The 24,707-nt window shown below is 39.1% G+C and carries 32 protein-coding genes; 21 read left to right on the top strand and 11 right to left on the bottom strand.

Going from position 1 to position 24,707, the window contains the following annotated elements; genetic code table 11:
• Positions 1 to 223 precede the first annotated feature (223 nt).
• On the top strand, positions 224 to 1,078 hold the full coding sequence (locus tag MOJ78_RS16385; protein WP_304978403.1) for an amidohydrolase family protein: 855 nt from the start codon (positions 224 to 226) through the stop codon (positions 1,076 to 1,078).
• Between the two features lie 57 nt (positions 1,079 to 1,135).
• On the opposite strand, the gene MOJ78_RS16380 is transcribed toward MOJ78_RS16385, so the two are convergent.
• Positions 1,136 to 1,729: a TetR/AcrR family transcriptional regulator gene (locus MOJ78_RS16380; protein WP_304978402.1), complete on the bottom strand. Its 594-nt coding sequence runs from the start codon at positions 1,727 to 1,729 to the stop codon at positions 1,136 to 1,138.
• Positions 1,730 to 1,881: 152 nt separating this feature from the next.
• Between MOJ78_RS16380 and MOJ78_RS16375 the strand changes: the two genes are divergently transcribed.
• The 3 genes from MOJ78_RS16375 to kynA all read left to right on the top strand — a co-directional run bounded on the left by MOJ78_RS16375 (position 1,882) and on the right by kynA (position 4,813).
• Positions 1,882 to 2,568: a DUF1295 domain-containing protein gene (locus MOJ78_RS16375; protein WP_304978401.1), complete on the top strand. Its 687-nt coding sequence runs from the start codon at positions 1,882 to 1,884 to the stop codon at positions 2,566 to 2,568.
• Between the two features lie 91 nt (positions 2,569 to 2,659).
• Entirely contained in the window at positions 2,660 to 3,946 is a 1,287-nt protein-coding gene (gene kynU / locus MOJ78_RS16370) for a kynureninase (protein WP_304978400.1), read from the top strand.
• 12 nt (positions 3,947 to 3,958) lie between these two features.
• Positions 3,959 to 4,813: a tryptophan 2,3-dioxygenase gene (kynA, locus tag MOJ78_RS16365; protein ID WP_304978399.1), complete on the top strand. Its 855-nt coding sequence runs from the start codon at positions 3,959 to 3,961 to the stop codon at positions 4,811 to 4,813.
• An 892-nt stretch (positions 4,814 to 5,705) separates the two neighbouring features.
• Here kynA and MOJ78_RS16360 read toward each other — a convergent pair.
• The 3 genes from MOJ78_RS16360 to MOJ78_RS16350 all read right to left on the bottom strand — a co-directional run bounded on the left by MOJ78_RS16360 (position 5,706) and on the right by MOJ78_RS16350 (position 7,283).
• The gene (locus MOJ78_RS16360) at positions 5,706 to 6,272 is read right to left on the bottom strand and encodes a helix-turn-helix domain-containing protein (protein WP_304978398.1); all 567 of its coding nucleotides are present in this window, start codon (positions 6,270 to 6,272) and stop codon (positions 5,706 to 5,708) included.
• Positions 6,273 to 6,583: 311 nt separating this feature from the next.
• Positions 6,584 to 6,916: a hypothetical protein gene (locus MOJ78_RS16355; protein WP_304978397.1), complete on the bottom strand. Its 333-nt coding sequence runs from the start codon at positions 6,914 to 6,916 to the stop codon at positions 6,584 to 6,586.
• A gap of 130 nt (positions 6,917 to 7,046) precedes the next feature.
• Positions 7,047 to 7,283 carry a hypothetical protein gene (locus tag MOJ78_RS16350; RefSeq protein ID WP_304978396.1) on the bottom strand — a complete coding sequence of 79 codons (237 nt, stop codon included), beginning with the start codon at positions 7,281 to 7,283 and terminating at the stop codon, positions 7,047 to 7,049.
• Positions 7,284 to 7,353: 70 nt separating this feature from the next.
• Between MOJ78_RS16350 and MOJ78_RS16345 the strand changes: the two genes are divergently transcribed.
• The 3 genes from MOJ78_RS16345 (at position 7,354) to MOJ78_RS16335 (ending at position 8,731) form a co-directional block, all read left to right on the top strand.
• Positions 7,354 to 7,755, top strand: coding sequence for a MerR family transcriptional regulator (locus MOJ78_RS16345; RefSeq protein ID WP_304978395.1), 402 nt, complete (start codon positions 7,354 to 7,356; stop codon positions 7,753 to 7,755).
• 25 nt (positions 7,756 to 7,780) lie between these two features.
• On the top strand, positions 7,781 to 8,107 hold the full coding sequence (locus tag MOJ78_RS16340) for a YnfA family protein (RefSeq protein WP_304978394.1): 327 nt from the start codon (positions 7,781 to 7,783) through the stop codon (positions 8,105 to 8,107).
• A 186-nt stretch (positions 8,108 to 8,293) separates the two neighbouring features.
• Positions 8,294 to 8,731: an ASCH domain-containing protein gene (locus tag MOJ78_RS16335; protein ID WP_304981285.1), complete on the top strand. Its 438-nt coding sequence runs from the start codon at positions 8,294 to 8,296 to the stop codon at positions 8,729 to 8,731.
• Between the two features lie 298 nt (positions 8,732 to 9,029).
• Here the strand turns inward: MOJ78_RS16335 and MOJ78_RS16330 are convergent, their stop codons facing one another.
• Genes MOJ78_RS16330 through MOJ78_RS16320 form a run of 3 tightly spaced genes read right to left on the bottom strand, consistent with a single transcriptional unit; the run spans position 9,030 to position 10,564 of the window.
• Entirely contained in the window at positions 9,030 to 9,461 is a 432-nt protein-coding gene (locus MOJ78_RS16330) for a DoxX family protein (protein ID WP_304978393.1), read from the bottom strand.
• Between the two features lie 22 nt (positions 9,462 to 9,483).
• The gene (locus MOJ78_RS16325) at positions 9,484 to 9,945 is read right to left on the bottom strand and encodes a DUF2269 family protein (protein ID WP_304978392.1); all 462 of its coding nucleotides are present in this window, start codon (positions 9,943 to 9,945) and stop codon (positions 9,484 to 9,486) included.
• A gap of 19 nt (positions 9,946 to 9,964) precedes the next feature.
• Entirely contained in the window at positions 9,965 to 10,564 is a 600-nt protein-coding gene (locus tag MOJ78_RS16320) for a TetR/AcrR family transcriptional regulator (RefSeq protein WP_304978391.1), read from the bottom strand.
• Between the two features lie 345 nt (positions 10,565 to 10,909).
• Between MOJ78_RS16320 and MOJ78_RS16315 the strand changes: the two genes are divergently transcribed.
• The 6 genes from MOJ78_RS16315 to tnpB all read left to right on the top strand — a co-directional run bounded on the left by MOJ78_RS16315 (position 10,910) and on the right by tnpB (position 15,254).
• A complete protein-coding gene (locus MOJ78_RS16315; protein WP_304978390.1) occupies positions 10,910 to 11,377 on the top strand; it encodes a universal stress protein in 468 nt (155 codons plus the stop codon).
• Between the two features lie 195 nt (positions 11,378 to 11,572).
• Positions 11,573 to 11,968: a DUF5412 domain-containing protein gene (locus tag MOJ78_RS16310; protein WP_370529822.1), complete on the top strand. Its 396-nt coding sequence runs from the start codon at positions 11,573 to 11,575 to the stop codon at positions 11,966 to 11,968.
• Between the two features lie 23 nt (positions 11,969 to 11,991).
• On the top strand, positions 11,992 to 12,849 hold the full coding sequence (locus tag MOJ78_RS16305; protein ID WP_304978388.1) for a phosphotransferase: 858 nt from the start codon (positions 11,992 to 11,994) through the stop codon (positions 12,847 to 12,849).
• Positions 12,846 to 13,385 carry a DUF1697 domain-containing protein gene (locus MOJ78_RS16300; protein WP_304978387.1) on the top strand — a complete coding sequence of 180 codons (540 nt, stop codon included), beginning with the start codon at positions 12,846 to 12,848 and terminating at the stop codon, positions 13,383 to 13,385. The genes MOJ78_RS16305 and MOJ78_RS16300 overlap by 4 nt, the downstream gene beginning before the upstream one ends.
• A 152-nt stretch (positions 13,386 to 13,537) precedes the next feature.
• A complete protein-coding gene (locus tag MOJ78_RS16295; RefSeq protein WP_304978386.1) occupies positions 13,538 to 13,873 on the top strand; it encodes a L,D-transpeptidase in 336 nt (111 codons plus the stop codon).
• 262 nt (positions 13,874 to 14,135) lie between these two features.
• The gene (tnpB, locus tag MOJ78_RS16290; RefSeq protein ID WP_304978385.1) at positions 14,136 to 15,254 is read left to right on the top strand and encodes an IS200/IS605 family element RNA-guided endonuclease TnpB; all 1,119 of its coding nucleotides are present in this window, start codon (positions 14,136 to 14,138) and stop codon (positions 15,252 to 15,254) included.
• Positions 15,255 to 15,334: 80 nt separating this feature from the next.
• Here tnpB and MOJ78_RS16285 read toward each other — a convergent pair whose 3' ends face one another.
• Entirely contained in the window at positions 15,335 to 16,129 is a 795-nt protein-coding gene (locus tag MOJ78_RS16285; protein ID WP_304978384.1) for a VLRF1 family aeRF1-type release factor, read from the bottom strand.
• Between the two features lie 334 nt (positions 16,130 to 16,463).
• On the opposite strand from MOJ78_RS16285, the gene MOJ78_RS16280 reads away from it, so the two are divergent.
• Both MOJ78_RS16280 and MOJ78_RS16275 read left to right on the top strand, forming a co-directional pair.
• On the top strand, positions 16,464 to 16,784 hold the full coding sequence (locus MOJ78_RS16280) for a hypothetical protein (protein ID WP_304978383.1): 321 nt from the start codon (positions 16,464 to 16,466) through the stop codon (positions 16,782 to 16,784).
• A gap of 82 nt (positions 16,785 to 16,866) precedes the next feature.
• Positions 16,867 to 17,463 (top strand): hypothetical protein, encoded by a 597-nt coding sequence (locus MOJ78_RS16275; protein WP_304978382.1) that lies wholly within the window; start codon positions 16,867 to 16,869, stop codon positions 17,461 to 17,463.
• 28 nt (positions 17,464 to 17,491) lie between these two features.
• Here the strand turns inward: MOJ78_RS16275 and MOJ78_RS16270 are convergent, their stop codons facing one another.
• Positions 17,492 to 17,893 carry a DUF3021 domain-containing protein gene (locus MOJ78_RS16270; protein WP_304978381.1) on the bottom strand — a complete coding sequence of 134 codons (402 nt, stop codon included), beginning with the start codon at positions 17,891 to 17,893 and terminating at the stop codon, positions 17,492 to 17,494.
• Positions 17,883 to 18,344 carry a LytTR family DNA-binding domain-containing protein gene (locus MOJ78_RS16265; protein ID WP_304978380.1) on the bottom strand — a complete coding sequence of 154 codons (462 nt, stop codon included), beginning with the start codon at positions 18,342 to 18,344 and terminating at the stop codon, positions 17,883 to 17,885. The genes MOJ78_RS16270 and MOJ78_RS16265 overlap by 11 nt, the downstream gene beginning before the upstream one ends.
• A 235-nt stretch (positions 18,345 to 18,579) precedes the next feature.
• Between MOJ78_RS16265 and MOJ78_RS16260 the strand changes: the two genes are divergently transcribed.
• The 5 genes from MOJ78_RS16260 to MOJ78_RS16240 all read left to right on the top strand — a co-directional run bounded on the left by MOJ78_RS16260 (position 18,580) and on the right by MOJ78_RS16240 (position 22,107).
• Complete coding sequence (locus tag MOJ78_RS16260; protein ID WP_304978379.1) at positions 18,580 to 19,527, top strand: ATP-binding protein; 948 nt, start codon at positions 18,580 to 18,582, stop codon at positions 19,525 to 19,527.
• 8 nt (positions 19,528 to 19,535) lie between these two features.
• The gene (locus tag MOJ78_RS16255; RefSeq protein WP_304978378.1) at positions 19,536 to 20,408 is read left to right on the top strand and encodes a tetratricopeptide repeat protein; all 873 of its coding nucleotides are present in this window, start codon (positions 19,536 to 19,538) and stop codon (positions 20,406 to 20,408) included.
• Positions 20,409 to 20,492: 84 nt separating this feature from the next.
• Positions 20,493 to 20,966 (top strand): GNAT family N-acetyltransferase, encoded by a 474-nt coding sequence (locus tag MOJ78_RS16250; RefSeq protein WP_304978377.1) that lies wholly within the window; start codon positions 20,493 to 20,495, stop codon positions 20,964 to 20,966.
• 153 nt (positions 20,967 to 21,119) lie between these two features.
• Positions 21,120 to 21,293 carry a DUF8570 family protein gene (locus MOJ78_RS16245; protein WP_304978376.1) on the top strand — a complete coding sequence of 58 codons (174 nt, stop codon included), beginning with the start codon at positions 21,120 to 21,122 and terminating at the stop codon, positions 21,291 to 21,293.
• Positions 21,253 to 22,107: a prohibitin family protein gene (locus tag MOJ78_RS16240; protein WP_304978375.1), complete on the top strand. Its 855-nt coding sequence runs from the start codon at positions 21,253 to 21,255 to the stop codon at positions 22,105 to 22,107. Before MOJ78_RS16245 ends, MOJ78_RS16240 begins: the two co-directional genes overlap by 41 nt.
• Positions 22,108 to 22,147: 40 nt before the next feature.
• Here the strand turns inward: MOJ78_RS16240 and MOJ78_RS16235 are convergent, their stop codons facing one another.
• Positions 22,148 to 22,498: a hypothetical protein gene (locus tag MOJ78_RS16235; protein WP_304978374.1), complete on the bottom strand. Its 351-nt coding sequence runs from the start codon at positions 22,496 to 22,498 to the stop codon at positions 22,148 to 22,150.
• 401 nt (positions 22,499 to 22,899) lie between these two features.
• On the opposite strand from MOJ78_RS16235, the gene MOJ78_RS16230 reads away from it, so the two are divergent.
• The gene (locus tag MOJ78_RS16230; protein WP_304978373.1) at positions 22,900 to 24,465 is read left to right on the top strand and encodes a fatty acid--CoA ligase; all 1,566 of its coding nucleotides are present in this window, start codon (positions 22,900 to 22,902) and stop codon (positions 24,463 to 24,465) included.
• Positions 24,466 to 24,707: the final 242 nt, after the last annotated feature.

Genomic DNA, 24,707 nt, shown 5'->3' with positions numbered 1-24,707 from the left:
CATGAAAGGTTTATACGGACAGTTCAGAGCAATAATCCGATTAAACTGTCCGCATGAGGGGTTTATGCGGACAGTTTAAAGCAATACTTCGATCAAACTGTCGTCATGAGAGGTTTATGCGGACAGTTCAAGGCAATAATCCGAGAAAAGTGTCCTCATGATAGGTTCATGGGGACCATACACGAAAAAATAGATATCATTAAGTGATCAAGAAAGGGTAGCTATGAAAATCATTGACGCACATATGCATTTTTCAGAGATTGAAAGCTTCAAAAAAACAGCCACCGACCTATCAAAAGTCAATTATTCGTATGATGGTATCGTGAAGGAGTATGAGGACGCGAATGTTGTCCTGGGAATAGGGATGGGGTTGGTTGAAAAAGAGAAGGAGGGGTTTCCGGATCCTTCTTCCCCTACACCGATGGGATTGGATCTTGACGCACGTATCCCGGCATCCATCGTTTATTGTGTGGGGGTCAATCCTTATCAGCTTGAATCACAGGACTTAAGCGACCTCGAAAAAACGCTCGATGATCCAGGAGTTGTTGGAATCAAAATCTACTTAGGCTATTATCCTTTTTATGCGTATGACGACGTTTACCAGCCTATTTACAAGCTTGCTGCAAAATACGAGCTTCCGGTCGTTTTCCATACAGGCGATACATATTCTGAACGTGGATTATTGAAGTACTCACATCCGCTGACATTAGACGAAGTAGCCGTACAACACCGTGATGTGAACTTTGTGATGGCACATTTCGGTGACCCATGGACATTAGATGGTGCTGAGGTTGTATACAAAAACCGGAATATGTTTGCCGATTTATCAGGATTAGTGGTCGGAACTGCTGCTGACATTAAACGGTATCAAGATTCACCACGCTTCTTTAATCACCTGAGGCATGCATTGACGTTCACCGATAATTATAAAAAGTTCTTGTTCGGTACAGATTGGCCGCTCGTACCAGTTGAACCGTACATTGAATTCGTAAAAGACATCATTCCAAAGGGGTATCACGAGGATGTGTTCTACAATACTGCATTGAAGGTATTCCCTAAGATAGAAAAATATTTATAAAACGAGATATCAGAACACCGGTCGGTTTATCCAATCGGTGTTTTTTGAATTCCGCATTTATGATTTCCCGATTAATCCATAAAAGAACAGTTGAACGAGCTTTTCCTCAGAAATTGAAGCTTCCTCATTTTTATTTTGCAAGTTGGTTTTTTGCTTGGTCAAGTAATGCATCTCCCTTTGGTACATTGAAAAGTAGAAGAGTAAATCTGAAGTTTGTAGGTTTGGAGCGATGTAACCTAGATTACTTCCCATCTCCATCAATTCAATAAAATAAGGGATTAACTGTTCTTTTTGAAACTCCTCAACCATCTTCAGGAATGGTTCCTTTTCATTGATTTCTTCCAAACATGTATTCATAAAATTTAAAATCAAGTTTTCGTTCATCATTATTGATTTTATGATATCTGGAAAGGCAATGTCTCGTTTTAAAGATGTATGGTACTCTGCGACTGTACTTTCCATTTGATTTTTCATGATATCCATTAGAAGAGAATCTTTACTTCCGAAGTAATTATAAATACTAACTTGTGACACTTTGGCTTCCTTTGCTATGTCTTTGATTGTGAATGGTTCTAACTTAGATAATAGCTTAAGTGCCGCTTGCCTGATTTGTGACTTTTTCAACTCACTCCGCTGTTCAAAGCCGTTCAAGTCCTCCACCTCTGTCTCTAATAAATATATTTTTGAAATATAAACTTTAAAATATTTCAAAAAATTCTTGTACTGCTAGTTAGTAAAGCATATAATAATTATGAAACATTATCAAGTTATGATTTCAAAACTTCAATGAAGAGGTGTATGGTATGAGTTTATATCAATATAAGGGAAAATCCATGCCTCAGCGTATCGTATTAACCATTATACAAACCGTCATTCTTGCTACTTCGGGATGGATTTTATTTGGAGGAGAAGAGACATTAAATAGTTGGTGGGGTTGGACATTGGGACCTGGAAATGGGTCTAGGCAGCTGATGTTGTTGATATTGTATATGATTGTTTACATTAGAATGATGTTCACAATCTACTATTTGTTGAAACGTTCGATTCACTGGGAGGAGGCATTCAGCATTCCGTTTGCATTCGGACTTTATTACATCGGCTTTTCTTTGTTCAGCTTGACAACTGCAGAGGCGATTACGATTTGGGATGGCATGATTGTTTTGTTGTTTTTAGCCGGTTCTTGGGTCAATACGTTTTCAGAATGGAAACGGGATCAATGGAAAAAGCGACCTGAGAACAAAGGGAAAGTGTATGATGAAGGATTGTTCAAGTATTCCACACACATCAATTATTTTGGCGATGTGTTATGGGTGACTGCCCTTGCTCTTTTAACTCGTAATCCTTGGGCACTTCTGATCCCTCTACTTCTGATTTGCTTGTTCGTTTTTTATAACATCCCGATGCTTGATCGTCATTTGGAGGAGAAGTACGGGAAGGATTTTGTAGAATATCAAAAAAAATCTAAGAAGCTGGTTCCCTTTATCTACTAGTTGCTTATTTCAAAATACAGCCTTTATTTTATATACCGATGAATAGTATAGTAGAGTTATTGATTACTAACATTGAAGGGAACGATACAATATGAGCATAAATGCAGTAGATCCTTCACGTGATTATGCACTACAATTAGACAAAGAAGATGAACTCGCAAGCTTTCGAAACGAATTTTACGTAAAAGAGGACGCAATCTATTTAGATGGAAATTCACTTGGGTTACTTTCAACACGTGCAGAAACAGCATTACTTGATATATTAGATTCCTGGAAAAAGCTTGGGATCGACGGTTGGACGGAAGGGAAGCACCCTTGGTTTTATCTCTCAGAACAGTTGGGGGAGATGTCCGCTCCGCTTGTTGGTGCTAAATCTGAAGAAGTAATTGTAACCGGTTCCACCACGGTCAATCTGCATCAGCTCGTTTCAACTTTTTTTGAGCCAAAGGGTAGCCGAACGAAAATTTTAGCGGATGAATTGACGTTCCCTTCCGATATATACGCACTCCAAAGCCAACTTAAGCTGAAGGGGTACGATCCTGATGAGCACTTGATTCAAGTGAAAAGTAAGGACGGACGAATCGTCGAGGAGGAGGACATCATTGCAGCGATGACGGATGACGTTGCCCTGATCATGCTTCCTGGTGTCATGTATAGAAGCGGTCAAGTGCTTGATATGAAGCGGTTGACTGAGGAAGCACACAAGCGGAATATCGTGATCGGCTTTGACCTATGTCATTCGATCGGGGCTATCCCGCATTCGTTAAGTGAATGGGGCGTTGACTTTGCGTTCTGGTGCAATTACAAGTATTTGAATGCTGGGCCTGGCGGGGTTGGCGGCTTGTATGTGAATGAAAAGCATCTCGGGACAACTCCGGGACTATCCGGATGGTTCAGCTCTGACAAACAGAAGCAGTTTGACATGGATCATCAGCTGACTCCGGCAAACAATGCAGGGGCATTTCAAATCGGTACGCCGCACATGTTGAGTGTCGCCCCATTAATCGGGTCGCTTGAGATTTTTAACGAAGCTGGAATCGATCGCCTTCGTGAAAAATCGTTACGTCTAACGCGTTATTTGATGGATTTGATCAACCATGAGCTAAAGGACTTTGATTTTAAAATCAGCAATCCTTTAGTTGACGATCGGCGTGGGGGACACGTCTACCTTGAACATAAAGAAGCAGCACGGATTTGCAAAGCGTTAAAAGAAAACAATATCGTACCGGACTTCCGCAACCCGAATGGAATCCGTCTTGCACCCGTTGCACTTTATAATACTTTTGAAGAAGTGTGGAAATCGGTTCAGATTTTAAAAAAGATCATGGAAGAAGAACAATACAAGAAATTCGAAAATAAACGCGGAGTTGTAGCATAAGGAGTGGATCATATGACAAACAACAATCAACCTAAAAAGGAAAAGTATGTAACAGAAAAAGGAATTCATACCGACTTTGTCAATAACATGACGTATGGTGAGTACCTGCAGCTAGACAGTCTTTTATCCAGTCAAAAACGCTTGTCTGGTCATCACGATGAAATGCTTTTCATCATCATTCATCAAGTCAGTGAACTATGGATGAAAATGATTCTTCACGAGTTGAATGCAGCGATCGACTCGATCAAAAAAGGAGAGCTTCAGCCAGCGTTTAAGATGCTCGCTCGTGTATCGAAGGTTCAATCGCAAATTATCCAGGCATGGGATGTTCTTTCAACGTTGACGCCTGCCGAGTACTTGGAATTTCGAGATAAGCTCGGACAAGCTTCTGGCTTCCAATCGTACCAATATCGCATGATTGAATTTGCACTCGGCTACAAAACACCGCACGTATTGACGATTTATAAAAAAGACCCGGAATTGCATGCGCATCTAAAAGAAGCCTTCGAAGCACCAAGCATTTATGATGTTGCCATTCAGGCACTTTCAGAAGCTGGATTTGACATCAATCCAGACCTGATGAATCGTGATTTCTCTGAAACGTATGAAGGGGATGAAACGGTTCAAGCAGCTTGGGTAGAGGTATATCGTAATGTCGATCAATATTGGGATCTGTATCAGTTGGCGGAGAAGCTTGTCGACATTGAGGATTGGCTACAGCAGTGGCGATTCCGGCATATGAAAACAGTCGAGCGGATCATCGGTCATAAAATGGGGACAGGCGGATCATCCGGAGTTTCCTACTTGAAAAAAGTACTGGACCATCGATTCTTCCCAGAGCTTTGGGACATCCGAACACAACTATAAATCTACTCAATAAAAGGCATGTGGTTTCCATGAAATCATGTGCTTTTTTATATTGGTTGTTTCATATTGATTTTAGCAACGTCCACATCGCTTAGATCAATGTAATGTTCATACGTATTGCTAAAAAGAATCTCGACAACCCTCTGGATTGGTTGAATTTGATAAAGAATTTGAAAATCGAGTTGAGCAAATGATAAAATTTCTGCCTCCCAAGCATCAACTTATTTTTCCATGGTCAAGCCAATCTGTAATTGAAATATACCCATAGGAAGTCTTAATTGAAGAAAGGAAATAAAACAATAATCGCTGTTTGATAAGTGGAATCGTTGTTATTTTTACCCTAGACCATAACGGATGGAGATACGTTAAAGACATGTGGGTTTATTTAAAAAGTAGAAAATTTACTGTAAAAAACCAAAAAGGTTTATTAAAGGCGGCGATTTGTTTCAAAAAGTGATTGCTCTTTGAGTAATGAGGAAGTTAATGTTTAATGAGAACTTAGAGCTCAAGGATAACTTAGTATACTTTTATCTCGGGAGTATTTAACGCATTATTTGTTCGTTAAAATGACGTATAATATGAAAAGCTGAATATGATTTGTCGACAGTTTCCGTGGCTATCTTAAGATTCTGGAGGTCGATCAGCTGAAACGCCAGATGATCGATGCGCCCATGGAAGGTGCGAGTGAAGAGCCCAAAGACAACTAACGTGCGTCAACTGAGAATCAAAAAAGAAATGGAATTGGCTACGAAGCAGTGTGGCCAAGAGAACTAGGATTGGTCCCACGATGAGTGATATTCCACCTACCCAGCTTCCGGGAAACCAGAAGGGATTATCCTTTATTTCATTCATTTTTATCTCCTCTAAGAAATTTGTTTTCATTATTAAAAACTTATGACCTTAATTGCTTTACACCTTCCTTAATACTCCATATAGCAACACCTATCGTGATCAGAGCGAGTAAGATCATGCTGCTGCCAACTACTGTGGAATTAGGCACACCTATTCCTTCTACTTGTGTAGATAGAAAATAGATGATCATATAAATGATTACCATAAAAATAAATGTTGTAATTGGAATTAAATGAGATATAAGTGCTCTTTTTCCATGCCGCTTTATTTCTTCATACCCGAATATCATGGTAAGGAGTGGGAAAAAAAATGGCGCGAAAAAGAAACTAAAATAGCTTAATGATGATAAAAAATTGCGATCGGAGAACATACCTGTACCCCTTTTAACTTTGATTTTACGTTGAAAGGAACTGTCTCCCTTTATTAACTCATCGATACTGATTTCAAATAATTCACTTAGCATAATTAAATTTTGAATATCCGGGTATCCTTTTCCACTTTCCCATTTATAAATAGCTTGTCTGGTAACATTCATTTTTTGTCCCAATTGCTCTTGTGAAAGATTTTCATTTTTGCGTGCCGTCCGAATTTGATCACCAATTTTCATGTTATCTGCCTCCTTCATATTCAGTTTATCGTCTTGATCATTATAAAGCTATAAACGCTTGGTATACATATGACAACGCTCAGTTTACATTGAGGAGAGGGCTTTTTAACAGCGGATTTTAGAGAGGAGTAAAGGGTAGGAAATATAAATTATTTGAATGATAATGTTTTTGAAGAAGTAAAAAAATATCTTTATTTCTATATGCCCATATAATTGAATAAGATTTTTTGTACATACGGTCTTCATCATTATCTTTTATTAAATAAACGATCCCCTTGTATCCACCAGAGACACAAGAGGTCTTAATTTTACTATAAGTTAAATTCTTCTTTCAAAAGATTTCTAACAACTTCATTACCTGTCAGATCTACTTCTATTACATCTGATTCACCACTTACATTAATTGAAAAGTGAATAAATGGACAGCACTGATATTCATAAGATATCCATTTCACAACTTTTATTAATACCGAAGAACGATTGGGGTAAATAAATGTATACCCCGAAGTTGTTTCTTTCACAGAAAGATATGTGCTCAATTCATTTCTAAGGTCGTAATAATAAGATCTTTCCTTAGAGTTAATAGCAAAAAGATTACAAGAAAGGTTCAGTGTGTTTTTGCTCCTACAATTATTTTGGCTCACCGTTTATATCTCTCCAATCATATATTATTTTTATTTTAAAGTGATCTAGGTCTCGGTTTACTAATTGAGTGTTAAATTATAAAAGCTCAATTATCTAAATATTCTTTTGGTTTTCAAATATAATCCTCCTTCACGAATTGTACGTTTTACAAGATTTAGAACAATCACAGTCCTCATTTTTATTATATTGATAGGTTTTTCTTGTTAATAGATAAACAACCAATGATAAAGCACTTAATACGAGTCCCCATTTCCAAAAACCTAAACCTATACCCGCGATTCCAGCTAATCCAATTAAAAGCGGCGGAAATAAACAACACAATGTGCATACACCTACTAAACCAATACCTGCTACTGTTTTTTTCATGTATAATTCCTCCTCTTATTTGTAAAAGTATAATACTTAAAGTAAACTTTAAGTCAAGAGGTGATTAAAAATGAATTCTTTACTTACAATCGGTGATTTAGAAAGAGAAGCAGATATCAGGGCATCTGCGATACGATATTATGAATCAATTGGATTGCTTCCGAATCCCAAGAGGGTCAATGGGCAAAGACGATATACAAGTCAAGTATTGGATCAAATAAAGTTTATAAAAATAGCCCATTCAGCGGGTTTTAATAATCAAGAGGTTATAATTCTTCTGGAAGGTTTCGATCAACAAACAGCTCCGTCGGATCGTTGGAAACAGATGGCAAGCACAAAACGCGTCGAACTAGAAGAAAAAAAGAATCAAATCAATGCTATGCTCGATATCTTAAACTCTGGATTACAATGTAAATGTTTAACCTGGACGGAATGTTTTGCCAAAGTAAAACCAAATGGAAAGTGCGATTAGTGTTAGGTTGAAGGGAGATACAATATTGACGTTAGTGATTTTTCTTTTTTTGTTAGCTGGACTTGCTGAAATTGGGGGAGGTTACCTTATTTGGCTATCTTTAAGAGATGGTTATCCATGGTATTGGGGTGTGTTAGGAGGGGTAGCATTAGCTTTGTATGGTGTTATTGCAACCTTCCAAACATTCCCCTCATTTGGGAGAGTGTATGCAGCGTATGGAGGAGTTTTTATAGTACTATCCATTTTATGGGGGTGGGGAATTGATAAAAAAACTCCTGATTTTTATGATTGGATTGGAGCATTAATATGTATATTTGGAGTGTCAGTAATGTTGTGGGGGCCACGCCACTAAACATGGATTATTCCAAAATCGGAGGTATTACTCATTAATGAAATGAATCTTGTCTTCATGAAAAGGGGGCTTTAATTTAAGAAGAGATTAGCTTCTTATTATTGAAGTAAAGCCTCAGAATACTTGAAGAAGTAAAACAACGTAGAAATTAATATACTTTCAGACGTAAGGAAGGTAGGAATTTTGGTGAAAGTAATTTCAATTATACAACCCTGGGCAACGCTTATTGCTCTTGGTGAAAAAAAGTTTGAAACTAGGTCTTGGAGAACAAAGTATAAAGGGAGTTTAGCTATACATTCAAGCAAGAAAATTGATCGTACTGCTTTTAAAAGGATACCTATAGTCCAAACATTGAAAAAACACGGAATTGTCCTCTTAAACGACTTACCAACGGGAATGATACTTGCTACTTGTAATCTCGAAGGTTGCTTTGAGGTTATTGAAGATAAAGGAGATTCAGCTGTATTAGGTAATGAATATTACATTGCATCAGGAAATGAATATCACCTTGGTGATTTTAATAAAGGTAGATATGGTTGGTTATTATCTAATGTGAATGTCTTGGATAATCTAATTGCTGCAAAAGGACAGCTGGGTTTATGGAATTATCATGAGTTAGAATAATTCAGAAACCGTATTCAGTATCAAGGAACAGTTTGCTTGTTTATCAAACACAGGCTTTAATTATAAAAAGCGCCATTTTTCAATTAACGTACGCGGTTTTGATAATAGGGGAAGAGAATACAACAGTTATGAACTTCTATTAGATTGATATATGAACAATAATAATTAATGGTCAATTGTTCCACAATGGGGGCTTTTTTGAATATCACTGATCCGAAATTTCCAGAACGATCTTCCGTTAAAGGGCGCTTTTCATAATAGGGAAAGCGTCTTTGTTTTGGAATATACTACAAATTCACTACCCGGCTAAAATTACCGCAGTAACAAATATAAACTGCAGGATTGTTCTTGGTAATAGGGAAGTTGCTGGTCTTTCACCAATCTTGACACTTAACTTTGCAGCACGAATATTAGCCGGAAACATAACAATTAGTAAAATGGCCAAACATATCGAAGCGATACTTGAAGTGATTGGTATCAGTAGACCTATAGCGCCAGTAATCTCTAATATTCCTGTAATAGTTACGATGAAATTGGGAATTGGCAACCAAGGAGGTACCATTTTAATAAGATTTGGACGTCTCTTTCCCCAATGCGCCATTGCTGTAAATAAGAACATAAGAGCAATAGCGAGGCGCAACGATGTCTGCCATTCATTCAAAGGTAATTCAAAAAAACCAATTACACTAAACATGAGAAAAGTAACAATTAGAACAATAAACGGAACCATTTAATTCATCTCCTCCTATTAATTAAGATGCTTTGGTAACCATAAGATACAAAATAACTACAGGTAATAAAGTTGCTGCAATTCCAAAAATTGCCCAATAACGAGACGCTTTCCGATACTCATTCGAAATGTTGCCATCGTCTATTGATCGGGCACTGTGACGGATCATACTTCGCTGCATCGGTATTAGTATCACTAACCAGATAATACCGGTTAATACAAACAGGAATAGTGACAAAGTAAGCCAATTGAAAGTATGCATTGAATAGCCTGATTGAACAGCCATTAGATTGCCGGAAACAATGATGATTATTAATCCAGGCAGTGTAAAGATGAAATCAGCCAACATTACGTTTTTCACAGTGTTATGAATAAGCTGAGGATCCTTTTTTATGTCAGCACTAACTTTCCAAAATGCTGCCGTGATAATATTCCCAAGAAAAATAACTACTCCAAAAATGTGCAAAAACAACAAAACGTTCAATGAGTTCGCACCCTTTCTTTTATTTTTGTTTTGATTGCAGTAAGTCCGCCATAAGTATTGAAAAATCATCTGTACTGAATGCGTGGGAATGATTGGAGATGGAACTGCGCATACGGAACCCGTTGGAGATCAGTATGAATAACTCAGCTGTCTTATCTGCATTAACCGATGAGGGGATGACCCCAGCATGCTGACCGGCTGTAATCCATTGTTTGGACAATTGGACGGCCTGATGGTAAAATTCATTGATTATTTCACTGACAGCTGGCTGATCATTCTTCGCTAACAAATAAAGAAAGATTCGATTTGTTGCATCGTGGGGGTCTTGTAGTGGTGGCAATTTGTTAACGATTTCCTTCAATGGTCCTTCAAACTCTTTTTTTCCTTGGTTTACTTCGGCAAAAAAGCGCTCATTGATTTCCTCCATCCTCTCCTGTAAAACTAAAGCCAATAGTTCATCCTTGCTTTTTACGTAATGGTATATAGCTCCTTTGGAAAGTCCCGTACGTTTAATAATGTCGTTCAGGGTCATATTGTTACACCCTTTTTCTAGTACTAATGCTTTTGTTGCGTCCAATAGTAACTTTTTTGTCCGTTTTCGTTTCGATTCCCGGTCCAATACTTTTCATCCTTTGTCGTCAGATTTATTGTTAAGGCTAATATAACATACCGACCGTCGGTATGTAAAGTAGTTAAATAAAATTGAGTAAAGCTACTTCTCTTATTATTATGTATAGGATGGACTAAATTTGGCGTATCTTTAGGTATTTCATATATTCCCGTACACGATGATAAAAAGTTTTGTAAATATTAAAAAAGGGTAGAGCACTACTAAAGGGAGGGAGATTATATGAGAAAACATATAATCATGTGATGCATCTGAGTTCCCTATGATTGATATATATTCCAACCCGTCCTCTTTTCCTATGACAGTTAGTAAATACTCGAAAGGGAAGAAAGGAGAATGATCATAATGTATAAGAATATTCTTGTTCCCATTGATGGGTCCGATGGAAGTAGGCAGGCATTAGCAATAGGTACTGACTTGGCAAAAAAAGACGAGGCAGAATTAACGGTGGTTCTTGTCAATGAGGAAATGGTGATGCCATCTTATCGTGCAGGCTACCCTATAAGTGGGCAGCATCCTGGAGTCTTGGAGAAAGACTTAAGACAAGCTGATGCAAGCGTTGAAAGACATCAGGAATTTCTAAGTGAGGCGAAAAGTGATGTACAGACCCGTCACCCCAAAGTAACGACTCAATTATTAGAAGGAGAACCAGCACATTCAATTTGTGAGTATGCAGAAAGAAAAGACATGGATATCATTGTCATTGGTAGCCGCGGCCTTAGCGGGTTGAAAAAATTAGTTTTAGGCAGTGTCAGTCAAAAAGTGGTATCTCATGCGAATTGCCCTGTACTTGTTGCAAAGTGATTCAACAAGAAGATAATTTTTTTAGAAATATAGTTTTGAAGCTTATATAATAAGCCGGCATCCAATATGGACCAGCCGGCTTTTTTAAATATGATATCTACATTAAAACAAAAAGGGTTTAACCTTTTTTTCACGAAATAAATTGAATTGGGGATTTGATTTGTTTTGGATAAGGGGACAAACAGTTTGAAAGACTTGGATGTTAATTATGAAAAGAAGAAAATACATAAGAGGGTATTACGGTTTCTTACAATAGGCAGCTTGTTAATTGTTGGACTGATCACCTATGCTGTTTATTGGTCTTTTTTTGACATGGCGAGGCTGCCTGCTGGTGAATTTTTAACTGAAGAAACGTCTCCAGATGGGAGGTACACATTGAAGGCTTATGTTACGAACGGTGGTGCGACAGCCTCGTATTCCGTCCGTGGTGAATTAGTTTTTAATCAAGTAGTTGATAAGTCGAAAACGATCTACTGGAACTATCGTGAAAATAAGGCATCGATTTCATGGAAAGATAATAATACCGTCGAAATCAACGGGCATAAGCTCGATGTGCCACACGAGGAATATGATTTTAGACATGATAATTAAATAGCTTAAAGATGGAGTGCGTTATGCTGGAGAAAATAATAGATGATTTAGTAAAAAATCAAATACTGCCTGATTCTATCAGTCATTGGAATGAACTGAAAGGTGGAACTGAGAGTACTGTTGGGGTTATCGGCACCAATGCTGAACCGAACATGTATATACTGAAATCGAACAACCCTCAACGTATTGCTGAAGAAGTGCGATTTTATCAAACCTATAAACTGCTTCAATTGTTACCGAATATACAATTTGTAGATCCTGCATACCGGTTTTTCATTTATGACTATGTACCAGGTGAAACGAATTATTGCTCTGGATCGAAACAGGCACTCATGTATGACTTGATCACTCATTTCGTTCAGCATTATGTTCAACCTGAGTGCTTAGAGGAGTACGAATGGGTTGAGGATCCGAAACATGTAGACGAGGACCTCAGTTATTCTAAATCTGTAATTGGATCTTATCTTAAGGATGAGGATCATCTTTTGGTAAAGGACACTCACTTATACAGAAGAAAGAGGCTTAAGAATGAACAATTATATGTTTTACATGGGGACTTCGGTGTTCATAACTTTTTGTTTGATCAACGAAAGCTGACAGGAATTATCGATCCGATCCCAGTGGTTGGCCGTAAAATGTATGATATTCTTTATGCATTTTGTTCGTCACCAGATGATTTGGAGTTTTCGATTTTACTGAACATTGTTGAACAGCTAAAAGGTACATCCTTTCACGAAAATGAAATAGCAGAGGATATGATTCTAGCATTATATTTTCGAGTTGCTACGTGTATAAAACACCATCCGAATGATTTGAAACAGTACTTACACGCATGGAAAGTTTGGAAACAATTATTGAAAGATGGGGGAGGAGTACGATGATATATATCGCATTGTTACGAGCTATCAATGTTGGTGGACACAAGAAAGTGAAGATGGCTGATTTGAAGCAACTATTACAGTCAATAGGATTACGACATGTAAAAACGTATATTCAGAGCGGGAATGTCCTGTTTGAGTCAGATGAGGACATGGTCTTGTTACGAGAACGAATTGAGCGAGAATTCAGCGGAAAATTCGGGTTCACCAGTACAATAGTTTTGAGAACGGCAGAGGAATTTGATACGATCATAACCAATTGTCCATACGACTTTGAAAAGTTGCTAGAGGTCGAAAGCATACATATCGCTTTTCTGACGGAAGAACCTCCAAGCGATGGAATCGAGCATGTGCGATCTTTTAACAGTGATGCAGAAGAGTGCCAGTTCAATGGTAAAAATGCTTATCTATTGTTCAGGGAAGGTGTGCGGAATTCCAAGCTGGCCGTTCAATTTCAAAAGATAGGTGTTCCCGTAACGATGCGGAATATGAAAACAGTACATAAATTAGCTTCGATGGTAAAAACGATACAGGATTGATGTTTCAAGTTCAAAAGGGATTGACTCAATAAACAGCTCGTAATCAGGCATAAAAAGGACTTAGCACAGAGTCAATGATCTGGGATGACATGGCACCCTCAATCCGACCCTCCCATACATATATTGAAAAGGGTTCAGGGGGATGAGTTCGAATGGCGCTTTGGATTGATGTTTCTGTAACACAGCATAGGCTTAAATTGTATGATGCGAGTCGTTTGCTAAAAACGTACCCGATTGCAGTTGGGAAAATCCTTACACCGACGCCTACTGGTGAGTATTTAATCGTGAACAAAGAGATCAATCCTGGGGGGCCATATGGTTCAAGGTGGATGGGGTTGTCGAAGCCTCATTATGGAATTCATGGAACCGATGACCCGTCATCTATTGGGAAAAATGTTTCTCTTGGATGCATCCGTATGCATAACAAAGATGTCATTGAACTGTTTTCACTTGTTGATATTGGGACCCATGTTTGGATTCACAAATGAGAACGTGGTTGACTATTTTTAAGCCAACCACGTGAGTTGATTTATCAAATAGGCGAGAAGACCCCATCCCCAAGGAATGGGAAGGGCATAGCCTAATGAGTAGGGTGGGGATGAATCGCCTTCGGACAAGGGATGGATCTTCCCATCTCGATTGTCCGATTCATTATTTGGCTATTTTTTTGGAATGGTTCCTTTTTTCTTCTCTAAAATGATCCCTTATGATACAATAGGAACAAATGTTTGGTTTCGGGAGGTGGAATCCATGTTGGTTCATCGGGCCTTTAAATTCCGACTCTATCCAACCAAAGAACAAGAAATTCGAATCGCGAAGACCATCGGCTGCAGCCGTTTTGTTTTTAATCATTTCTTAGATCGTTGGAATACCACCTACCAAGAAACAGGTAGAGGATTGACGTATAGTACGTGTTCGAAGCAACTAACCCAACTGAAAAAGGAAGTCCTATGGCTAAACGAGGTAGACAGTGTAGCCCTTCAATGTTCATTGAAAAACCTTGCGGATTCCTTTTCGCGATTCTTCAAGAACCAAAACAAATCCCCACGATTCAAGTCGAAAAAGAATCAGGTCCAATCCTATACAACTAAATATACAAACGGAAATATTGCGATGGTTGGAAACAAGATCAAATTGCCCAAACTGGGACTCGTCAAATTTGCAAAAAGTCGGATCTTGAAGGGACGCATTCTGAATGCCACAATCCGACGAAACCTCAGTGGTAAATACTTTGTGTCTATTTTGGTTGAAGCAGAAGTGCGTAATGGGTCTAAAACCAACTCATCCGTAGGGATTGATGTCGGACTAAAAGACATTGCCATATTATCAGATGGAACGGTGTATGAAAATCCTAAGTTTTTTCGAACTTTAGAAAAGAAACTGGCGAAAGCACAACAAGTCCTATCTAGACGTCAAAAGGGGTCTTCTAATTGGCATAAGCAACGGATTAACGTTGCCAGAATGCACGAGAAAATTACAAATGCACGAAACGATTACTTGCATAAAATCTCTACCGGTATCGTCAAAAACCACGACCTTATCGGGATGGAAGATTTGCAGGTATCTAATATGCTTAAGAACCACAACCTCGCAAAAGCCATAAGTGAAGTAAGTTGGTCAACATTCCGTTGCATGCTTGAATATAAAGCAAAGTGGTACGGCAAACAGATCGTGGTGGTACCCAAGACGTTTCCATCCAGTCAACTTTGTTCACATTGTGGCTACCGTCATAAAGACGTTAAGAATCTTGCATTACGTGAGTGGGACTGCCCAGAATACACGACGCATCATGATCGAGATCTTAACGCAAGTATGAATCTTCGTAAGGAAACCTTACGATTAACCGCAGGAACTGCGGGGATCGCCTAATCCATAACCGGCGGGTGCGCTGGTGTTCTTAGGAATCCCCTACTTCAAGCCACTCGTAAGAGTGCTAAGTGGCGGGTAGTTCAACCTATAATCACTTCATTGATGATCCTAGACGGTTCAATTTTTTCAGGATTTTTACCAAATTTACTTATTTCATATGGGAGGTGTTTCTTAAATTCGTTCAGGTAACTTTTTTCACCCATCAAATAGGTCTTCTTCCAGTTGTATTTCTTCGCTTTTTTCGTAATCTTTGAACCTAACTCCTTAAGCCACCTTTGTTGATTAGCTTCAAATCGCTCCTGAAATTCGTCCTTCTTGTTCGTTTCGGATCCATTCACCGAACCGGCAAGTGGTCCCCAATGTTCTCGCCAATCCTTTATGTCAGGCTCAAAAGAATAGTGGTACTCATCTACAAGAACGCCCATCTCTGTCTCGAGTACGGTTGCGTCTTCTTTATTAATGACGACGATACCGCTGTACGGATATTTGGTTTGCAAGTTTTCTAGTTGATCAAGGACTGGATACTCTTCCCAGTGAAAGGATGTTTCGATCGGGATTTGCAGGTCTTCGATGGTCCATAGTCGTTCATCCGGGGTTGCAAATAGGACAATACTTCTTTTTAAATCACGTTCGCGTTCGGTAATGGTCTTGTAGATGCGTTCTTTGAGTTGTCGAAATCCCTTCAGTTCCTCATGACTTCCCATTTCTCCGACGTATTCCTCGAATTTGTTTAAACCGTTTTTCAGTTTGATTTTCCATTCTCCACCTTGCTGATTCCCGCCACTGCGATCCGTATTTAAGTAGAGTGACATAATCTTTTGCGTGCCGGTTGCTCGTATGTCCTTTAATTCGTTCAGTTTTTCGGAGAATTTCATTAGTACCTCCTTTAAAAATAGGGTCTTTCACTCTCATACCGCAAATCATTGAAAGTTAAACATCAAATTTATCATTTAGAGGACAGAATTCTTCATCAGGACCTATCACAACCGTCAAATTTCCGCATAATACCGCTTCCTTTTCGAAATATTCCGTAAAATCTATTTACATATAGATGTACTTGTACTTTAATAGAAATATCTCCATAGAAGAGCCGATTTAGTATTTGACTCTATTTGTCTACAAAAAGGGCTCTTTTGCACGTTAAGAAACTAGCCCAGCAAGGTGGTAAAACAAGGATGGATAATTAATTCGTGTTCAGGGGGTATGGTTATGCCGATGGAAGAGGAAATAATGGGAATGCTAGTCGGAGGGTTTTCAATCGTTATCGGGATTACAATTCTCTTAACAATTTTCTTCTTTTTGAAAAGTAAACGAAAAGGGTATCTTTTTGTATTGATGCATTTTCTGCTTTTTTCAACAGCGGGTTATTTTCTATTACATGCGATGAGGATTGATCCAAATCATCAGATGGCTTCTGAGGAGAGTTCACTTCAACTAGGGATTGCTGGTGTCATTTGGGCAGCAAGCATGGTGTTCCTGATAATTGGTCTTTATACTTTTTCTGTCAAAAAAACTAGACTAAAGTTGTAGATTAATAACCTACCTTTTCCTGAAGAAAAACTTTCTAGATTATTATAGTATGTACCTATAATCTTCAATATGGAGGTATGTTATGAAGCTTTTTCATTATCACTATTGGACAGAACAAGTCGAAGAAATGGAACAATTTTATGTGGAAAATGGGTTCAGTGTAACGGGACGATTTGCAAAGGGAAAAACCTATCATCCCCCATTGACTTGGGATGATTTTAGGGAAGAGGAGCCGGTATTTCGGATTATCGAAGTTCGAAGAGGAAAAGTGAATGTAACCTTTGGTGCTGGGAAGAAACCGATCTTTGACCATATCGGCTATTTGGTAAATTTTGATGAACATGATCATCTCTGTAAAAGAGCAGAACAATTCGGGTGGAATGTGCAAAAAAATGAGCGCCGAACCTTCCTTTCAACTCCTTTTGGACTACGGGTTGAACTTCAGGTGCGAAGAGAGGTTGTTGAAGAAGAGGATTTCGAGATCAGGAACATGCTCATTGAAACTAAAAAGATTGAGGGATTGGCTGAATTTCGTCAACTTTTTCAAGATGCTGATGGTAATGTTGAATTCGTCCGTGGGAAAAGCCAGCTTTTAAGAGAAATCGGAATCGAGCATTGCTGCCAACCAATTTCCATCATCGATCCATGCGGTGTAAAACTTCGAATCGGGAAAGGGTGAATCAAAAAAACTGATTCACCCCATTACTTTAATGAATAGACTTGTTCATTGATTCTTCCATCCTTTTAAAATACCAGCGAATGGAGAACCAAAAGATGGCGTAAATGATTAAGAAGGTGATCAAGCATATGATGATAGGCAGTGGTTCAGCTGGTACCCATCCAGTTAGTAAAGCGATTGGAAAAAATACGATCAAAGAAAGAGTCAGGTGTATCACTATTTGTCTTAAAGGGCTCCAATCCTCTTGATCGAAGATGAGAGAACCAATTCCAAAGTATATGCCTACTACGAGGCTGCCCAGCATATTTGCCCATACTTCATCTAACGACACTGTGATCTGCTGTATTTTTAACACCGTAAGCATACAAAAAGTAATCAATCCACCAAAACCAATCCCAATGATTGCTCGTCTTAATACTTCAAATACCATTTTTGTTACCTCCCATGATAATTTTATCTTTAAGGATCTGGACATATTTTCTTGTCACATATTCCTTGTTGCCTGACTTGAAATAGACGCAGAGATTTCCATTGAACGAGAGCTCGAAACGCTCGATATGGGTAATGTTTCCGATCACTGATTTTGAAAAACGGGTAAAATTTCGATCTTTTAACAATGTCTCCACTTCATAAAGCTTTAATTTGAGCTCTACGGTTGCCTGCTCAACCACAGCAAAGACTTTACGGTTTTCTGCATAGACGAATTCAATGTCATCCGGTGATAGAAGGATTGACTGCTCACCTTGAATGCCGACAAGCTTTTTAGCATTCGCCCCATTCAATTTTTGTAAAATTGCTTCCAGGTCCTCTGTCCAAACATTTGACTGGATGGTGATTGAGGACCCCTCATACTTATCATTGATATCAATGTGTATTTTCATATTCCCAACACCTCTATGAACATTATGAAGCACTATGTAAAGGTTTCGCTTTGAAAAACGCATAACCTGCAGAAATAGGTGACTGAAATACGATAAAGAAGTCATTATGTCTTTTAATAAAAAATGGAAGTATGAAAGCAAGTAAAATTTACGTTAAGATATAGGAAGCCGATATAGTAAGTGAACACCATCGATTAAATGATACATATAAATTCAAGAACGCAGGAGGATCAGCATGTCAAAAGATAAGGAAGAACAGCGTAACAAGATTAAGGTCATTCAGTTTGATAAAGATAAAAATCGTCTCGTCGAAAGTGATCAGCCGAATGAGACGTTTGAAGATGTTGGCGGATTAGAGGAAGTAAAGAAGAAAATCCGGACCCAGTTCATCATGCCGCTGAAAAACCCTGAATTTTATAAAGCATATGGAAAATCAGCGGGTGGGAGCCTGTTATTGTATGGACCTCCAGGCTGCGGGAAAACATTCATGGCAAGGGCTGTAGCGGGGGAAATCGATGCGAATTTCATCCATCTTGATCTGCAGTCGATTTTATCGATGTGGGTCGGTGAATCCGAGCATAACCTGCACAACATATTTGAAACCGCCCGGGAACAGAAACCGTGCGTCTTGTTCATTGATGAGCTCGATGCGATTGGCGGGAACAGGCAGAATCTTCGCCAACACCATGAACGGATTCTCGTCAACCAGCTTTTACTCGAGTTGGATGGATTGGAATCCTATAATCAGGAGGTTTACGTGATCGGGGCGACCAACACACCGTGGTATCTCGATCCTGCATTGAGACGACCTGGAAGGTTCAACACACTTATTTTCATGCCGCCTCCAGACGAGAATGAGCGGAAAATCATACTTGAATTAAAAGCAAAAGATAAACCTCAAGAAAAGCTGGATTTTAAGAAAATTGCCGTTAAAACGGAGAACTTTTCTGGAGCGGATCTCGATCACCTTATCCAAGATTCAATCGACATGGCCATTGAGGAATCAATGGAAACCGGCGAACTCAAGCCACTAACGGACAGCTACTTAAAAAAGGCATTGTCGAAACGGAAGCCTACGACACTTGAATGGTTTTCCACCGCAAAGAACTATGCAACGTTCAGTGATGTGAACCAAGACTATCAGGGTATTTTAGAATATATGAAAAAGAATCGTATAAGGTAGGTTTACTTATGATTTCAAATAATGAAAAACAACAGTCGATTCAAATTGACAAAATTGAACAGTTGATCGAATGGGGCAGGATTAATGAAGCAATCAAGGAAACCGAGCAGTATATCCAAATGAACCCAGATGATTCCCTAGGCTATGCCTTACTTGCGAAAGCTTACTTACAAGGTAGTCAATTGGATAAAGCGCTACATTGGTCTGAGGAATCCCTTAAAAGGGATCCAAATGATTTAATAGCTTGGCAGATTCGAGTCCTCGTTTATTTTAAAAAAGATGACTGGGATGAATTAAATCAAGCAGTTCAGAGTGGTAAAGAGTTGTTTCCATACAATAGCTTTTTCTATTTCTATGAAACGAATTATTTTGTAAACAAAGGTAAATTCAAAAAGGCGAAAGAGGAAATGGAAACATGCTTGGAGCTAGAACCTTACGATAGTCTGAATTTAGCCTTTTATAGCTATATTGTTAGTCTGTTAGGTGAAAAGGGACTTTCAGAGAGCGTAGAAAAACAGGCACTTGAACTTCAACCGAACGGATCAAGTACTTATTTATATTTAGGATGGGCCGCGCAACAAAGAGGTGATTTTGAAAAGGAATTGACCTTTTTTGAAATTGCCATTCAAAGTGAACCATCCAATGAGCAGGTAAGGAGTGAATATTTAACTGTCCTTCAAAGAAAATATAAGCTTTATCGATTCCTTACATTCCCGCAAAGGATGACAAAGAAACAAGCGCTATTCATTCTACTTCCAGCATTCATCCTTTTAAAAGGTTTTGCACTTTTATTTTTACTTGCGTATGTTGTGATGCACTGGGTGACGAAGCTTCTCGTCCATGTGAAAGTATTCGGTTGGACATTGCCTAACAGGAATTAGAGAATTACCCGTATTTATCGTCCTTACGAGAGGGACGTTTAAGCAATATTTTTAAAAAAGGTGATGCCGGAATCGGGGTGAATCATGAAAATACGTTCAGTTTTTAGTTCAGACTACTATACCATCTCCTCGTTACTGAATGACTGGTGGGATGGGCGTCAAATGTCCAATATGCTGCCGAAACTTTTCTTCGATCATTTTAACGATACAAGCTTTGTTGCCGAACAGGATGGGGTGATAATTGGTTTTTTGAACGGTTTTTTATCGCAGTCTCGGAGTGATGAGGCTTATATTCATTTTGTCGGCGTTCATCCTGATTACCGGAAACAGGATGTCGGTACTCAGTTGTATAATCAATTTTTCAATGTAATAAAACAAAATGGTCGCAGTGTAGTCCGCTGTGTTACGTCTCCTGTCAACAAAGGATCTGTTGTTTATCATACGAAGATGGGCTTTGAAATCGAAAAAGGGGACAGGGAAGATAGTGGTATCCTAGTCTTTAGTGACTACGATGGAAAAGGTGGCGATCGGGTTTTATTCGTAAAAAAGTTAACTTAGAACCCTGTCCTACAGAGATGAAATTAAATACCGTATTTTAGGTTTGAACAATCAAGCAAGATAGTAGACAACTCCTAACTGAACAAAGGGGTTATTTTATTTGAAACCTTTGTCGTGTAGGTACGTATATACTAATTGATAGGGGGTTGGCAGATGAAAGTTTTCATTGGATCGATTATTATCGTTATATTGCTTTGTATTGGTCTATGGTTTTTGCTATCACCTTCATATAAAAAGGTTGGGAAAGCTGCCAAGAAATATAAAAACTTCTGGGGGGAAACACAAAATGGAAATAGTAGAGAAAACAGAAAAGAAACCGACGAATAATCGAAAATTAATCGGTGGTATTATCGTAGGGGTTGCGCTTGTGCTATTTGTTGCTATCGGCTCATTATTTATCGAAAAAATTCCGAACGGGTATGTCGGTGTTGTCTATAGTCCGAACGGTGGTGTTCAGGATGAAACGTTAGGGCAAGGGTGGCATATCGTTGGCTTGTTCGATAAGGTGACGAGATATCCTGTTCGTATGCAAACGGTCGAATATGATAATATCCAAGTTGCAACATCAGACGGTAAAAACATAACAATGGATTTTGCTTATAACTATAGCATTCAGCCAGATAAAGTGGTTGCTTTGTTCAACAAATTCGGTCCTGTTGAGGTAGGAGAAATCGAATCTACCTATTTAAGAACAAGACTATGGGATGCTGGACGGAAAGCGATTGCTAAATATTCAGTAATTGATACGTACGGTCAAAAGTCGGCAGCTGCCGGATTAGAAATACAAAAGATCTTTTTCGAGGATGTTGGGGAGTTAGGATTTGTTATTGATGATTTGACGCTAGGGGTTCCGAAGCCGGATAAAGCGACACAAGAAGCGATTGATGCGAGGGTGCGGGCTTCCCAAGAATTAGAACGTAAACAGACAGAGTTGAAAATTGCTGAGGCTGAAGCCAAAAAGAAAGTAATTGAAGCCCAGGCAACTGCCGATTACAATAAAATCATTAGAGAATCAATGACACCTGAAGTTATTCAATATATGTGGATTCAAAAGTGGGATGGTCAAATGCCGAAAGCAACTGGAACAGGAAACCTTATTCAAATTCCGATTGGTGACGATCCGGTTAAGGCAAATCAATAATAATCAAAAGGACTGACCCACGTTGATCTGGGTCAGTCCTTTAATTGTCACAACATGCTATTGTTTCCTGTTTATTTTTCCTCAGTTCATCCAACCTGTCCCACACTTCCATAAACCATTCTCGGTCTTTGGTAAGGAGGGCAACATCAATGAGGTTTTCGAGATAAGCATCTTTATCATCGATTGTTTTCGTTAACGGTTCGATTCGGTGAATAAATATTTCAATATTTTTTCCGATAATTTGTGTATGGTCAGAAATTGTCACGTATATGTTGACTGTACCGTTATCCGGATGAATCGAATGAATATATCCCTGGATCATTTCATCATTGATTGATTTTCCTTTTATCCAATCTCCAGTTTGGATAATTGGCAGCTTTAGATTACTCATTTCAAATTCCTCCTATCCAAAATCCCTTTTTAAGAATAGTACTTCTTTATTTATCATGACATCTTTACTGGGTTATTACCCCAATTCTAGTAAATGTAATCCTGTTGTCATGCTTATTTTAATAATCTACTTTGTAAAAACATCCCTCGAATTGTGTTAGTTTAACAGGAATAAATAAAGGTAGGAATTCACTAGGCTTCTGTGGAATAAGATAAGAGAGTATTTATGTATCCATTCTACTAGTTAACGATACCTCATCTAATTATTAATTCATCCGTTGCTTTACTTCTACCATGGAAATAGAGAATCCCATATATGAAAAACTTAATAAACTCTCATTTACGCAGGTCAATTTTTAATTGTACTTACTTTTTTCATTTGTAAAAAAGGAGGAAGCGTTTATGTATGTAACCATTGGGACGTTGTTCAACCAGACGGTACGCAAGTTTTCAAAAAAAGAGGCACTGGTTGATGCCGGATCAGGAAAACGCTGGACATTCGAGCAGTGGAACGCGGAAATCAATCAACTTGCGAATGCGTTGATGGATTCAGGTGTACAGAAAGGGGACAGGGTTTCCACGTACTTATTCAATGCACCCGAGCTTGCGATGACTTTTTTTGCCTGTGCAAAAATCGGAGCCGTTTTGAACCCGATCAACTTTCGCCTGAAGTCGAAGGAAGTGGTCTACATTCTCGAAGACGCAAAGCCATCCGTTCTGTTATTCGAAACAGCTCTTGAACCGTATGTTGCGGAAATTTATAACGAATTTCCAGAAACCTCGTTCTGGTGTATCAGCCCTGACACGCCGGATTATGCAGTGAATTATCAAGAGAGGATGAACGATGCATCATTCGAGGAGCCGAATGTGGAGGTTCATGAAAATGACCTGTACGCTATCATGTACACGAGTGGGACGACTGGTCGGCCAAAAGGTGTGATGCACCGTCATCGCGATATGCTTGAACAAAGTGTCACTTGTGCATCGGTTAAAAAGCTTACCGCTACCGACCGTGGGTTAGTTGCTGCTCCGATGTTCCATTGTGCGGAACTGCATTGCTGCTTTTTGCCGAGAGTTCACGTTGGTGCATCAAATGTGATCATTCACCATTTTGATCCTGTTGATGTTTTAGAAACGGTGGAAAAAGAAAAAATCACGGAGATGTTCGGCGCTCCGACGATGTGGAACATGGTGCTGCAACAGGATCTTGGCCGTTATGATTTGAGCAGCTTGAGAATGGGGCTTTATGGTGCAGCACCAATGGCTCCGGCTTTGGTGAGGTCGTGTAAGGAGAAGCTTGGAATCGACCTCGTTCAAGCATATGGAATGACAGAGATGGGACCTGCGATCACGTTCTTAACAGAGGATGAGCAAATCTCGAAGACTGGATCGGCAGGTCGAGCGTGTTTTAACCACGAGGTCCGTGTTGTCCGGCCGAATGAGCATGGTCCGTCCCATCCAGAGGATGTATTGCCTCCTGGAGAAATCGGGGAAATCATCGTTCAAGGCTCAAGTATGATGATCGGCTATTACAACCGCCCTGAGGCAACGGATGATGCGATGTATAAAGGCTGGTACCATTCAGGAGACCTCGGCTATATGGATGAAGAGGGCTTTTTGTATGTGGCGGACAGGGTGGATGACATGATTATCACTGGTGGAGAAAACGTCTATCCGAGAGAGGTGGAGGACGTACTTTATGATCATGAAGGTGTTCTCGATGTTGCTGTTCTCGGCACACCGGACGAAAAATGGGGAGAACAGGTGACGGCGATTGTCGTTAAAAAAGATCCGGATTTATCGGAGGATGAACTCGATCAATTTTGTAAGAGTAGCTCTTTGTTAGCAGATTTCAAACGACCTAGACGATATATATTCACTGAAGAATTGCCGCGTAATGCAAGCGGAAAAATCCAAAAGTTTTTATTAAGGAACGAGTTTAAACGGGATAAAGAGTCTCAACGATAGTGGACCGGGTAATGACACGATAAGGCGGTAAGGTCATGGTTGAGATTGTGAACAGCCCTTCTGAAAATTTTCAAGATGTTGTTCAAAACATATCCAAGGGCCATGTACCTGCGTTTACAAAGTCAATGCTCCGAGGTAAGCTTCCTCGGTACACTCGTAATCTTCGTGCAAGTACCGTTCGTCGCTTCGGTCCTCAAAACAATTGTACCTGGAGCTTCTTGTTTCTGATTCGTCTATTTTTT

The sequence above is a fragment of the Alkalihalobacillus sp. AL-G genome (genome assembly GCF_030643805.1).
Taxonomy (GTDB): domain Bacteria; phylum Bacillota; class Bacilli; order Bacillales; family Fictibacillaceae; genus Pseudalkalibacillus.
Note: the sequence above shows the minus strand (reverse complement) of the source record. Positions and strands in the feature narration are given on the sequence as shown.